The following is an 11,792-nucleotide window of genomic DNA, read 5'->3' on the forward strand; positions in this document are numbered from 1 at the left end:
AACGTCGGGGCTGGGCGAGTCCAACCAAAATGTCGAGACCTGTGCCACGAAGGCCACTGCCCCGTCATAAATGGATTTCACAAAGTCAGTAATCGCACTATCGGCAAGATTGCCCAGGCCCTCACCAACAACGCAACCGAAATCCCAAGGTTTGCATTCAGCCATGTCTAATCGCTACTTCCAGTCGGTGAAGCCCGATGGATCATTAACCAGCTTCCATTCCGACATTCCAGCGGATAGGTCTAATCGCCAGTCGCCAGCTTTGTCATCCCAAAGCACGGAAAAACGGATAGCTCCGTGTTTTCCTGCTTCTGCCGCAAGATACTCAATGGATGCGCTGTCCTTGTTGCTACTCATGACTCGGAAACCCGAAACCAACGGGTAATCGCTCGACGCTGGAATACTGCTTACCTCTGCGAAGAGGTTCTGACGGTTGGGTGAATCAACAGCGGCATCGATGGAACCACCCGAAGAGAAATCGAAGCTCAAAGCAATTCCGGCCATGACGGCACCGGTTGGCGTATGGCTAAAGCAGCGCCAAAAATCACCGTCTTGCTTGGCTGGCCCGTGCTCCGTTGAGACTGGTAGGAGCATCCCGGCAGGATGGCGTTTCCACTCAGTTGCAGGTGCGTCATTGGGAAAGGAAGTATCCGTGCTCAGTGCCGGGCAGTCGCCGGCAAGCGGCTGGGACGGTGAAGCCGTTGGCTGGCTAGATTCCACCGGCGATGATGCTGCGGGAGCCGTGGCCGGTGCGGCTTCCGGCGCGGGGACATTGCGTGGGACAAAAATGAGTCCCAGCACAACAACCGCTGCAATGAACGCCAGGACGCCACCCCAAAGCTTCCAATTTCTTCCCAATGGATCCGACTCGGCCATGAGGACACTTCCTTTCCTGAATGCGTTTAGGCGGAGGCCTATACAAAGACGTTGATGATCGTTCCTGCGCTGATTGCCAGGATGCAGACGATCAAGGAAATGATCAGGCCCTTGAAGCCGTTGATCTCACGCCCCGTGAAGGAGGCAAAGGCAAGGAAGCCGGCCGAGCACAGGAAACCGGCTACGCCCAGGATGATGACCGCCCAGGCAATCCAGTTCAGGATCGTGGTAAATCCTTCGGTGCCTGGCGGCTGTTCCGGGGTGGGGTTCGGAATGCTTGCGGCAATGTTTATTCCGGTGGTGAGAACTTGTAGAAACATGATGGTTCCTCTCTAATTTGTCGGTGCCGGTGCGTTGAGCAGTTTGATGATGCGTTTGATGCGTACCGGCAACCGTGCCGGTTCTGGTGGGGCATCAAGCCACGAGTCCATCCAAGGAAGATGTGTGCCTCGGGGAACCATGCGCAGTAGGCGTTTGGTTGCTTTCTTCCGGGCATCGCTGGTTCTTGGGCCGGCGTCGATCAGAACCAACGCCGAGAGATTGGATCCTGTGAGCTGCCCATTGGCCCATGACCTGACGAAGGTGTCGGCGGCTCGTAGTCCTGAGTAGTCGTTGCGTGCCACTGCGATCACCGGAATAGGCCAGGCCTTGGCCGTCCAGGGGTTTTGGGAGATGGGCCAAGCCCTTCCAACGTCCGAGGCACCTTCGCCCAGCAGGGCGGCAATGGTTGTGGCGCCAGCGCCTCCGTGGAGCCCCATCACGGCAAATCCTTCGAGGGGTCCTACGTTCTGGGTTTCCCATGCTTCTGCAGGTGCTTCCAGCGTCGGAGACAAGCCGGGACGTGTCGGGCCGGTGACCACCAGGTCATCGCCCATGAGGTCATCTCGAATGTCGAAAGAATCTACCTGCGGTATCTTCCGCTGAGAAGGGGCAAAAGGGTTAGACACGCCAGACATAGACCCGCTCTCCTAAGCGTTATCGCCACCATAAACTGTTCTTGCAGCCCCAGCATAAACACGGGCTCTAATCAATATCAACGCTTTAAACGCCTTAAACTCCCTAAACGCGCAAATGTGTACAAAAGTACATATTTGTGAAAAATAGGCTTAAATGCGTTGACTCGATTAGCTCCCATCACGCACATTGGAGAAGTGAAGATGAATGATCCCGCAGCAGTGGACAGCCTTCTGGAGCAACTACCGGACCTTGCTACCACCGAAGAGATTGCCGAACTCATGCGCGTCAAGACGGGCACGATCCTGAAATGGAGCCAAAAGTTCGGCTTGAAATCCATCGCGGTGGGCCCCCGTGTCCGTCGCTTCCGCAAGGAAGACCTGCGTGCCTTCCTGCTCCACAGCGACGAATTGAACGATCCCGTAAATGACCCAGCCAGCGGTGAGGTAGATGACGACTGATCCCGAGAAGGTCCCGGCCTTCCCTGTCTATACGCTGCAAATCAGCGAGGGCTCCCAGGCTGTGACCCTCGACGGAGCCGCGGTACCCCTGGCCGACGACGATGATTTCGTCGCAGCAGGTATCGCGGCGATTGTCGCCAAGCTCCACCGGCACCACCTGGGTGTCGTGCGTGTCCGTGCCATTGACGCATCAACGGACGATTCCTGGGACATGATCGTTTCCGCGACGGGTGAGGTCCTCGACCTCTCCGAACAGCATGAAGCGGAAAAGCTGCGCAAGGAACGCAACACCAAGCGCACCAAGTACCTGTTGATTGCCGGGGTGGGCACTCTTGCCGTGCTCACCCTGGGGGGTGTCACCGCCGCGGTGGTCGTTGCCAACCAGCCACAAGCACAAGCGCCGGCCTATGTTCCCCAAGGAGTTGGCGCAACCCTTCCAGCAGCCCCGCCGCCGCAGCACGCACCCACGGCGGCCTGGAGCCACACGGTGGCCACAGGCAGCACCGTGAACATGATCAGTGCGGAGCGTCTTTTGACCGCTGATCCCGATGGATCGGTCACCGCACGGAACCCCGAGACCGGGCAACCAGTCTGGCGGGGCGCCGGTGCCCCCGAGAACCTGCACGCTATGCATCAGACCACCTGGGCAGGACAAAGCGTGTATGCCGCCGTCGTTGGCCAAGAGCTGCGCCTCTGGCCAACCACAATGCCCCCTGACGCCTACAGCGTCTCCCCCACCGCGATTGCGCTGGAACCAGGGCAGAGCGCGCGAACCGATGTAGCACTGCCATACATCGACCTGGGCGACTGGTACATTCGCCTACCCGATGGGGCCGGGAAGCTCCACAACGTGATGATTCCCCCCGGATCCACCGTCCTGAACACCACCGCCGACGGCGGCATCACCACCCTGAGCGCAAACACCATCTACACGCTCGACAACAACGGGACAATCACCGCCGAGAAAAGCTTTGCAGCCCCGGAGGGAACCACCAGGTACCCAAGCCGTGTCTGGACGCTCGATGAGTCGCACCTGCTGCTGGCCTGGGATGAGGGAACGCGCCTGATGGGCGTGCTCGACACCACCACCGGGAAGCTCGTAGCCACTGCTAAGCCACGGGCAATCCCGAGCGTTTCGGATGACCTCTTCGTGGACAGGGACGCCCACACGGCGGCCATCGGCTCCATCGGTGTGAGCTACGGAAGCGTTGCGGCACTGACCGATTTGAAATCGGCATCGATCACCAGCATCCACGGAACCACCGTCTACGCAAACACCAACAACGGCCCCGTCACGATGGACTTGACCCATCCCGAAGCCGAAATGATGACGTGGGATAACTACCGCACAGAAGATCCGGCCCCCGAACTCGTCACCAACGATGCCATCTACCTGGTGGCAACGCAGCTCGAAAACACCGTCGTTTACCGCTCCAATCGCACGCAGTAAGGGGTGAAGCACCATGGAAGAAAGCGGAAGCTCGGCAAAACTCGTCATTGGTGGGCTGCTGGCTTTGCTGCTGCTCGTGCTCACTCCGGTGATCATCTTTTTGGGCGCAAATGATGAACCCCCGGTAGACCCGAACGGCCAATGCGTGATCCAGGGTGAACCGGCCGGCGACTCCGACAAGCCACAAGAGAGCATCCCGGAACAGTACCGAGAAGCCGTGGAAGCGGCCGCCAAAACCGCAGGGCTGCCCGTGGGAATCATTGCCGCGCAGATCCAGCAAGAATCCAATTGGAACCCCAAGGCACAATCACCTGTCGGGGCAGCGGGAATCGCGCAGTTCATGCCCGGCACCTGGGCCACCTGGGGTAACGGAAAAGATGTTCTGGATCCCTTTGCGGGTATCGATGCCCAGGGCCGCTACATGAAGCACCTGTCCGATTTCGTGGCGGACCTGGCCACCAACGAGAACCAAAAGCTCAAGCTCACCCTTGCGGCCTACAACGCCGGCCCCGGCAACGTCCAGAAATACGGCGGCATCCCACCGTTCGCCGAAACCGAGGAGTACGTGGAGAAGATCATGAAGAACGCTCAACTTGAGTTTTCTTCCACCTGTGAAGCCCCGGGCGGTTTCGACTTCGGGGACCTGCGAGCCGGCGAATGGGCGCACCCGCTTCCCGCCTCACGCCTGACCTCCGGTTTCGGCCCACGGCCATGCCCCCTGTCCAGCTGCGCGGGACAACCATATTTGATGTACCACGAGGGGATCGACCTCGCCGGTTCGGAGCCGTTCTTCTACGCACCCACCGACATGAAAATCACCTACGTCAGCGTCGGCTCCCCGGACAAGCTTTACGGATTCTACGGCAACTACCTCTTCGCGCAGATGACCGAAGCCCCCTACCTGGTCTTTGAGTTCCACGAGGCCATGGATCATTCGCTGCTCGTCAAAACCGGCGACGTGGTGACAAAGGGAACCCCACTGGGAAAGCCCGGTGCCACCGGAAATTCCAGCGGCATTCATGTGCACTTCCAAATCAACGACCCCAAAACCTCCGTGTTTGATCGCCCGGCGGTCAACAACGGAAAAACCATCGACCCACTACCGATCCTTCGACAGCAAAAGGTGAATATCTGATGAAACTAAAACCACTCATGATCACCTCAGCACTCGTTGGAATCACGCTGAGCCTGGCCGCATGCAGCCCGCCCGACAACGCACCTGGACCGGCGCCAGCCAGCACGCCAGATCCAACCGCGACGGCAGCGCCTGGCCCGGGTTCCGGGGTGCACGAGGAAGGCCACGCCAATGAAGATCCGGCAAAGGTTGCCCTTGCGCTCGAGGCGGCCAAGATCATGACGACCTGGAACCCGGCCAAGGACTTCAACCGCACCGATGCAGAAATGCGCGCCCGCAAACTCATGACCGCAGAACGAGCGAAAGAAGTCATCGCCCCCGAGCGACCGGCAACCGGCGAGGAATGGTTGAACGCAGCCGCCAAGAAAGCGACCAGCCAACCCACCGTCAAAATCGAAACCGCGCACCACGAGCAAAACAGCATCGCCGTCAATGCAACCTGGCAATGGGTCACCGCAGATGGGGAGACCTGGGCAGGGGAAGGAAAAACAACGTTCTTCTTCACCTTCACAGACAAAGCCCCCTACCAAATCAGGGACTACACCGCCTCCGGCCAGTAACCCCCGAGAAGCCCCATCCATCAAGGTTTCACTCCTTCACAGAAAGTGAGAACACCATGAGCACCACCGGAAACATCATTGAAGCCACCGTCAACGCGGACGGAACAGCCACGGTCACCATTGAGGATCAAACCCACGACTTCGAGGCGACCAACGAAGAGGAAGCACGAGCCAAGACCCTGGCCCTCGTGATCGCCCACGCGGCCAGCCAGGGCGCGCCCGTGCGGGCCCTCATGACCGACGAGCAAGGAACCTGGCCCGTCAAGGTCCACCCGGACGGCACCGTGGACGCCGACACGGAAAATGTTCCCCGGGTAGTCCACGAGGAACCGTCCGAACCCACCGCTGCGCCGATCCGCAAGCGACAGAGCACCCCCGCGGACCCCTCCCCGGCCACGGAAATAGAACAGCCGACCACCAGCCCCCAGCCGGTTCCCGGCGCAGATACAGCCCCCCAGATTTCCGCGCCCGAAGCAACCGCACCCGAAACAAACGCGCCACAGGCGCCCGCCACGGGAAATCAGGCGGCAAACCCCTTCGCCCGGAAATCATCCACCCCGAACGCCAACGGCACGGGTCAAGCGCAGCAACCGGCCAGCCCCGGCACGCGTCGCGAGGCCCGCCAAAGCTTCCTGACCAAGGAACAGGTCGAAGAACCGGCCTCCAAGGGATGGCGCGGCAGCCTCACCCGCATGGGAATGCGCATGGCTCCCAGCGAGGATGAACGGGCCGAACGGGACGATGTGCAGGCCGTCAGCCAACACTGGCCAGGGCCACGCACCATCGCCATCGTGAACGGCAAAGGAGGCGCAGGAAAGACCCCAACCACCGTACTTCTGAGCGCCATCTTCGCCCGCTACGGAGGCGCAGGAGTGCTCTCCTGGGACAACAACCAAACCCGGGGGACCCTAGGCTGGCGCACCGAGCAGGGCCCACACGAGGCAACCTTGCTCGACTTACTCCCCCAGTCAGAAAAGTTATTGGGCACCGGGGCGCAGTCCGCAGACCTGGCGCACTTCGTGCACCACCAAACCCGGGACAAATTCGATGTGCTGCGCTCCAAGCCGATGGCGCTGGCACACGAGCAACGCGTGGAGCCGGCCGACGTGGACGCCATCCACGCCGTAGCCGCCAAGTACTACCGACTGATCTTCATCGACAGCGGCAACGACGAATCAGACCCCATGTGGTTGCGCATGATCGACCTTGCCGACCAGATCGTCGTGGCCACCACAACCCGCAACGACCACGCCGAAGCCGGCGCACTGCTCCTGGAAGCGCTGGCAGAGCGCAACGAACACTCGGCGAGGCTCGCCCGTGAAGCCGTGGCAGTCATTTCGCAAGCAGACCCCAAGGCCACTCGCGCCGATTTGGAACACGTGGCCAACGGCTATGAAGCCCTGGTGCGGCAAGCTGTGCAGATCCCCCATGATCCGGCACTTGTTGACGGTCAGATTTCCTACGAAGCGCTACGTCCTTCAGCGCAACGCGCTTGGCTTGCCGCGGCTGCCGCCGTGGCCAATGGTTTGAGCACGAATCGGCGGTGATGACTTGGGTAAATATATCGCGACACACCGGATGGAGTCCTTGGTGCAGTTATTTCTGAAATGTAAATTGCTTCTATGGGTAATCTAACGCGCAGCAGAGTCGGGCGTCCTTCCAAGGGCGACCGGCATGTATTCACGACCCGTATTCCCACCTCGCAGGCTGAGAAGATTTTTGCCGTTGCCAAGGCACAGGGAATTTCTGCCAGTGACTTCATCGCGGACATAGTCCTCGAACAGTTGGGCACTATCGACATTGCAGCACTTGACAGTCAAACGGAGTTGCCGATCAAGCACGCTTCTTAAATAGAAGAAGGCCCGTACGAGACGGGCCTTCACTCAAGTAATTTAGCTATTCGCCCCATGTTCTTGGCGGGACCGGGTGAATAGCTCTCACAAACACACCCTTTTTCAAGGAGCCTTGTGTCTGCTATTTTACACACACTTGCGCAGGAACCAACACCTGCTATTTACCGCAAACGACGTGTCTCTCGGCACAAAGAGACCACACGCGATGTTGTGCTACGCGCTGTGCCTACCGGTTCTGCCAGGGCAGCACACGGGAATGACGTTCTGCGCGCCTTAGCAGATACCCCAGAATTCGCCCGTTGCTACGCATCATCACGCAAGACACTGCGCAATACGCTCGGCGCGCTAATCCAGCGCGCCGACTACGAATCCATGACCACCCGCCCAGGATGGCAGTACCTATGTGAAATCGTTGGCGTAAGCCGACGGACCATCGCACGCGCACTCAAAACCTTGCAGACATGGGGCCTACTTGGCGTCGTCGCCAGCGGACGCAGCGCCACATACGCGACGGTCGGGCCAGACGGAGAACGCACCAACGAAGCCGCTGTTTACGTACTTTGCACGCCGTCCCCCCTGCACGTCGTCAAACCAACCACCTCTGATGGTGTTGAAGAATTTGGCACCCCTCCCGCCCTAGGCGGTTCTCACCTTAAGAACTTAAAAGAAACCCATACACGCGCGCGAGAAAACCACTTTGAAGGAACGGCTACGCCGTCTGAATATGAAACCGGCGGCTCCGCCGCACCTACTCACCAAACGCCCTATCGTCCAGAACTCAATTGGCCCACCCACAAAACGACAGCATCGACAAAGCAGCGTCTTTCCGCAGCTTCGGAGCTCCGTCGCCGCATTTTCCTCTTGCGTCCAATGAGCTCCAAAGATGTGGCATCCGTCGTTCGAGATTTCCTGATCGCTGGTTGGACCGTTGCGGATCTCCACCATGCCCTCGATTTCCAACCCACCGGTGACCCGTGGCCATACTCGGGTATCCCCCTCAGCGACTCCGCCCCACGTCTTAGAGGGTGGATGCGCAAGCGTCTTTCCGCGTGGCGGACGACCGCTGGCGAACCTTTCCGATCACGTGATCAACGATCGAGCGTCGAGGCGTTGGAACGCCGGGCACAAGCCGTTCGTACGACCGCCCGCTTGCGTCAAGAACGTGAGGAACAAGCGAACCGTATTGGCCAGGACTCCCCCGCCAAAATCGTGGCACTTGCTCAGATCCGAGCGTTGCGCACAAGAAAATATGAGTAGTTACTCATTTACTCATGATAAGGTAATGAGTAACGCATCATTTACTCATCCGCTCACTAAGCAGGCCGAAGGAGACTCATGAAAACCATCGCGGTACTGAACCAAAAAGGTGGAGCTGGCAAAACAACGATCGCCACTCACTTGGCCACCGCGTTACAGCACTCAGGCCATAGCGTCTTGCTTATCGATTCTGACCCGCAAGGCAGCGCTAGGGACTGGGCCGCTGTGCGGGAAGAACACCCCATCTCCGTTGTAGGCATGGATCGACCCACCATCGAGCGCGACGTGAAGAGTCTCGCGCCAGTGGACTTTGTCATCATTGACGGCGCTCCCCAGGCCAGCGACCTGGCTGTATCGGCCATTAAGGCATCAGACTTCATCCTCATCCCGGTCCAGCCCTCGCCATACGACATTTGGGCGACCGCAGACCTGGTGGACTTGGTCAAGCAGCGGATTGAGATTACCGATGGAAAGCTGCAAGCCGCATTCATCGTCTCCCGCGCTATCACGGGATCAAATATCGGGAAGGAAATTTCCGTGATCCTGGAGGACTACGAGTTGCCGGTCCTCACCACCAAGATCCACCAACGCGTTGACTACCCCGGCACTGCGGCCGGCGGATCAACGGTAATTGAAGATTACCCACGCTCAGAAGGCGCTCGGGAAATGATGGAACTCAGCGCAGAAATTGTGTCGCTCTTGAATGAACATGAGGCAGTAAGCAAATGAGTGCAAAGAGAACAGGGCTCAGCGCGGGACGCCCAAGTGTAAAGTCGGAATCGGAGAAAGCCCGCCTAATGGCAAGTCTCAATGACGTGACTCCTGCAGAGCCTATGGTTCGCGTGAACTTTGAGCTGGCCCAAAGCAAACACACCAAGCTGAAAATTCACGTTGCTCGCAGCGAACACAAAAGTATCCGAGACTTCCTCACCGCATACATTGATTCACTCCCTGATGAGTAAGTGAGTAAATACTCATACCATCACCGGCATGGCCAGAAGCAAACCGCTTCTGTACTGTTGAGACAGCCAAATACTTGCCCTTCGGCAAACAGTGTTTCTTTCATGGGAACAACCCGCGGCCCCCCGGCTTTGTCTCTGGGGGGTCGCACTTTTTTGTTCTACCCACGCCGCACAGACAGTAGCCGCTCCCCCGCAGCCAGAGCATTTACGAGCTCCGCATACGCATCATCGTATTGTTCGGCTTCAATGCTCGTTTCCCTAACGCCCTTCTCGGGGCTGCTCACTACTTCGATGGTTCCAATGAGTTTCACCATCCAAGGGTAAGGCAGAGCAAAGCGTGGGTAGCGGACGTATCCTTATGTAGAACTAAATTTCTATAAATTGGGGTGCAATGATGACTGTGCAGAACATACGTTCCATAGATGGTGACAGCGACCAAACCATGCTGCCGGTCGCCGAGACCTCCGTGGCTGCTGGCTACCCATCTCCGGCCCAAGACTACTTCCTTGGGTCCATCAACCTCAGCGAGCACCTCATCCACGACACCACCAGCACCTTCATCGTTCGCGTGTCGGGCCATTCCATGCAGGGCGCCGGGATCGCGGACGGGGATGAACTCATCGTGAACCGAGCCCGCAAACCCGTTGACGGTTCCGTGGTGGTGGCCATCCTGGACGGCGAAATGACCGTCAAGCGTCTACGCCTCACTCCGCAAGGAGTCGTACTGCAAGCCGAAAGCCCGGACTATCCAGATCTTGCAGTGGGGGAGCTGGCTTCCCTCACTGTGTGGGGAGTTGCCGAAACATGTCTGCACCGTCTGAACTAGGTGCTTTTCCGTTAAACGGGAGCTCGCAAGATTACATTGCCCACGTGGACGTGAACAGCTTCTACGTGAGCTGCGAACGGGCATTTGATCCAACGCTCATTGGCCGGCCGGTCATCGTGTTGAGCAACAACGACGGCTGCGCCGTCGCACGCTCCGACGAGGCAAAAGCCCTGGGCGTGGAAATGGGTGCACCCTGGTTCAAGCTGGAAAGCGACGCAACCTTCCGCGGGGCGGGACTGGTCGCAAAATCGAGCAACTACGAGCTCTACGGCGACCTGAGTTCCCGCGTGATGCAGCTGCTGGGGCGGCACTCGGCATGGGTCGAGGTCTACAGCATCGATGAGGCATTTCTCGGCGTCCGAGGCACGCTGTCTGAGCTGCAAGACCTTGCACGACGTATGAAACAGGACGTGATGGATCATCTTGGATTGCCGGTTTGTGTGGGGATAGCTCGAACAAAAACCCTAGCCAAGCTGGCTAACCGTTGCGGCAAGAAATTTCAGAACCTTGATGGTGTCTGTGTGTGGGAAGCCGTTACCTTGGCTGACCGCGAGCAATTGCTTGGACAGCTGAGTACGGTGGAGACATGGGGGATAGGTCCGCGCCTCACCAAGCGCCTCAACGGCCTGGGGATCTGGACCATGAAAGACCTTCGTGATGCTGACGCGGTGATGCTACGGAATAGGTTCTCCATCGTCATGATGCGCACCATCCTGGAATTGCGCGGCATACCGTGCATCCCCATGGAGGAAGAACACGAGATCAAGGACCAGCTGATTTTCAGCAGATCCTTCTCCACCCCCATCACCGACACCCACGGCATGGAACAGGTCCTAGGGATCTATGCCCAACAGGCCTCCGCACGCCTGCACAAGCACCAACGCCAAGCCAAGGTGCTCAGCGCCTGGGCGATGACCAGCCACTACAACACCAAGGACAACCACCAGCCGGCCGTCACCATTGCCCTGCCCGGCCCCACCGCAGATCCGCTGCTGTTGACCCGCGCCGCCAAGGAACTGCTTCCCCAGATCATCAACGGCATCAAATACGCACGCGCCGGAATCGTGGTGACCGACCTTCGCCCGACCGGAACCCAGGAAACGTTCGATCCCTTCGTGAACCCCCACGAGGCCAAGGAAATCGGCCCGCTGATCCAGAAGATTAAACAGCGCCACGGCGCCAACGCCGTGGGCCTCGGTCTGGCCGGGATGAAGGCCGGCCCCGAGTGGACGATGCGCCGGGACATGATGTCACCGCGCTACACCACGCACTGGGACGAACTGCTGATCGTGAAGGCTAGCTAGCGGCTCACGCTTCGGGCTGGTGCTTTTGGGTACCAACGATTGTATTTGCGGCTCCCCAGCTCGCGTCAATGGCGTCTTCTGCTCACGCCGCTTCTTACTCATTTACTCAAGTGAGCAATGCATCATTTACTCAGCACGGAATGATGCGGTTTTC

At 58.8% G+C, this 11,792-nt stretch carries 13 protein-coding genes; 10 read left to right on the forward strand and 3 right to left on the reverse strand.

Going from position 1 to position 11,792, the window contains the following annotated elements; all coding sequences use genetic code 11:
* Positions 1-174: 174 nt before the first annotated feature.
* Genes ACFY5D_RS21065 through ACFY5D_RS21075 form a run of 3 tightly spaced genes read right to left on the reverse strand, consistent with a single transcriptional unit; the run spans position 175 to position 1,751 of the window.
* Complete coding sequence (locus ACFY5D_RS21065) at positions 175-876, reverse strand: hypothetical protein (RefSeq protein WP_387534363.1); 702 nt, start codon at positions 874-876, stop codon at positions 175-177.
* Positions 877-914: 38 nt separating this feature from the next.
* The gene (locus ACFY5D_RS21070; protein ID WP_387534365.1) at positions 915-1,196 is read right to left on the reverse strand and encodes a hypothetical protein; all 282 of its coding nucleotides are present in this window, start codon (positions 1,194-1,196) and stop codon (positions 915-917) included.
* A gap of 12 nt (positions 1,197-1,208) precedes the next feature.
* Entirely contained in the window at positions 1,209-1,751 is a 543-nt protein-coding gene (locus tag ACFY5D_RS21075; protein WP_387534367.1) for a DUF6668 family protein, read from the reverse strand.
* A gap of 282 nt (positions 1,752-2,033) precedes the next feature.
* Here ACFY5D_RS21075 and ACFY5D_RS21080 point away from each other — a divergent pair, with 282 nt between their 5' ends.
* The 10 genes from ACFY5D_RS21080 (at position 2,034) to ACFY5D_RS21125 (ending at position 11,638) form a co-directional block, all read left to right on the forward strand.
* Entirely contained in the window at positions 2,034-2,291 is a 258-nt protein-coding gene (locus ACFY5D_RS21080) for a helix-turn-helix domain-containing protein (RefSeq protein ID WP_387534389.1), read from the forward strand.
* Positions 2,281-3,741, forward strand: coding sequence for a hypothetical protein (locus tag ACFY5D_RS21085; protein ID WP_387534369.1), 1,461 nt, complete (start codon positions 2,281-2,283; stop codon positions 3,739-3,741). Before ACFY5D_RS21080 ends, ACFY5D_RS21085 begins: the two co-directional genes overlap by 11 nt.
* Before the next feature lie 13 nt (positions 3,742-3,754).
* On the forward strand, positions 3,755-4,876 hold the full coding sequence (locus tag ACFY5D_RS21090; protein ID WP_387534371.1) for a transglycosylase SLT domain-containing protein: 1,122 nt from the start codon (positions 3,755-3,757) through the stop codon (positions 4,874-4,876).
* Positions 4,876-5,436: a hypothetical protein gene (locus ACFY5D_RS21095; protein WP_387534373.1), complete on the forward strand. Its 561-nt coding sequence runs from the start codon at positions 4,876-4,878 to the stop codon at positions 5,434-5,436. The genes ACFY5D_RS21090 and ACFY5D_RS21095 overlap by 1 nt, the downstream gene beginning before the upstream one ends.
* A 56-nt stretch (positions 5,437-5,492) precedes the next feature.
* Positions 5,493-6,983: an AAA family ATPase gene (locus ACFY5D_RS21100; protein WP_387534375.1), complete on the forward strand. Its 1,491-nt coding sequence runs from the start codon at positions 5,493-5,495 to the stop codon at positions 6,981-6,983.
* Between the two features lie 75 nt (positions 6,984-7,058).
* On the forward strand, positions 7,059-7,286 hold the full coding sequence (locus ACFY5D_RS21105; RefSeq protein WP_387534377.1) for a hypothetical protein: 228 nt from the start codon (positions 7,059-7,061) through the stop codon (positions 7,284-7,286).
* Between the two features lie 117 nt (positions 7,287-7,403).
* Complete coding sequence (locus ACFY5D_RS21110) at positions 7,404-8,546, forward strand: hypothetical protein (RefSeq protein WP_387534379.1); 1,143 nt, start codon at positions 7,404-7,406, stop codon at positions 8,544-8,546.
* 78 nt (positions 8,547-8,624) lie between these two features.
* Entirely contained in the window at positions 8,625-9,275 is a 651-nt protein-coding gene (parA, locus tag ACFY5D_RS21115; RefSeq protein ID WP_387534381.1) for a ParA family partition ATPase, read from the forward strand.
* Between the two features lie 675 nt (positions 9,276-9,950).
* Positions 9,951-10,334: a LexA family protein gene (locus tag ACFY5D_RS21120; RefSeq protein WP_387534391.1), complete on the forward strand. Its 384-nt coding sequence runs from the start codon at positions 9,951-9,953 to the stop codon at positions 10,332-10,334.
* Complete coding sequence (locus tag ACFY5D_RS21125) at positions 10,313-11,638, forward strand: Y-family DNA polymerase (protein ID WP_387534383.1); 1,326 nt, start codon at positions 10,313-10,315, stop codon at positions 11,636-11,638. Before ACFY5D_RS21120 ends, ACFY5D_RS21125 begins: the two co-directional genes overlap by 22 nt.
* The last annotated feature ends 154 nt before the right edge of the window (positions 11,639-11,792 follow it).

This window comes from Paeniglutamicibacter sp. NPDC012692 (assembly GCF_042901625.1).
Taxonomy (GTDB): Bacteria; Actinomycetota; Actinomycetes; order Actinomycetales; family Micrococcaceae; genus Paeniglutamicibacter.

Excerpts from the sequence above, each read along its gene's own strand:
- ACFY5D_RS21065 (WP_387534363.1), bottom strand. The coding sequence starts at position 876 with ATGGCCGAGTCGGATCCATTGGGAAGAAATTGGAAGCTTTGGGGTGGC.
- ACFY5D_RS21070 (WP_387534365.1), bottom strand. The coding sequence starts at position 1,196 with ATGTTTCTACAAGTTCTCACCACCGGAATAAACATTGCCGCAAGCATT.
- ACFY5D_RS21075 (WP_387534367.1), bottom strand. The coding sequence starts at position 1,751 with ATGGGCGATGACCTGGTGGTCACCGGCCCGACACGTCCCGGCTTGTCT.
- ACFY5D_RS21080 (WP_387534389.1), top strand. The coding sequence starts at position 2,034 with ATGAATGATCCCGCAGCAGTGGACAGCCTTCTGGAGCAACTACCGGAC.
- ACFY5D_RS21085 (WP_387534369.1), top strand. The coding sequence starts at position 2,281 with ATGACGACTGATCCCGAGAAGGTCCCGGCCTTCCCTGTCTATACGCTG.
- ACFY5D_RS21090 (WP_387534371.1), top strand. The coding sequence starts at position 3,755 with ATGGAAGAAAGCGGAAGCTCGGCAAAACTCGTCATTGGTGGGCTGCTG.
- ACFY5D_RS21095 (WP_387534373.1), top strand. The coding sequence starts at position 4,876 with ATGAAACTAAAACCACTCATGATCACCTCAGCACTCGTTGGAATCACG.
- ACFY5D_RS21100 (WP_387534375.1), top strand. The coding sequence starts at position 5,493 with ATGAGCACCACCGGAAACATCATTGAAGCCACCGTCAACGCGGACGGA.
- ACFY5D_RS21105 (WP_387534377.1), top strand. The coding sequence starts at position 7,059 with ATGGGTAATCTAACGCGCAGCAGAGTCGGGCGTCCTTCCAAGGGCGAC.
- parA (WP_387534381.1), top strand. The coding sequence starts at position 8,625 with ATGAAAACCATCGCGGTACTGAACCAAAAAGGTGGAGCTGGCAAAACA.
- ACFY5D_RS21120 (WP_387534391.1), top strand. The coding sequence starts at position 9,951 with ATGCTGCCGGTCGCCGAGACCTCCGTGGCTGCTGGCTACCCATCTCCG.
- ACFY5D_RS21125 (WP_387534383.1), top strand. The coding sequence starts at position 10,313 with ATGTCTGCACCGTCTGAACTAGGTGCTTTTCCGTTAAACGGGAGCTCG.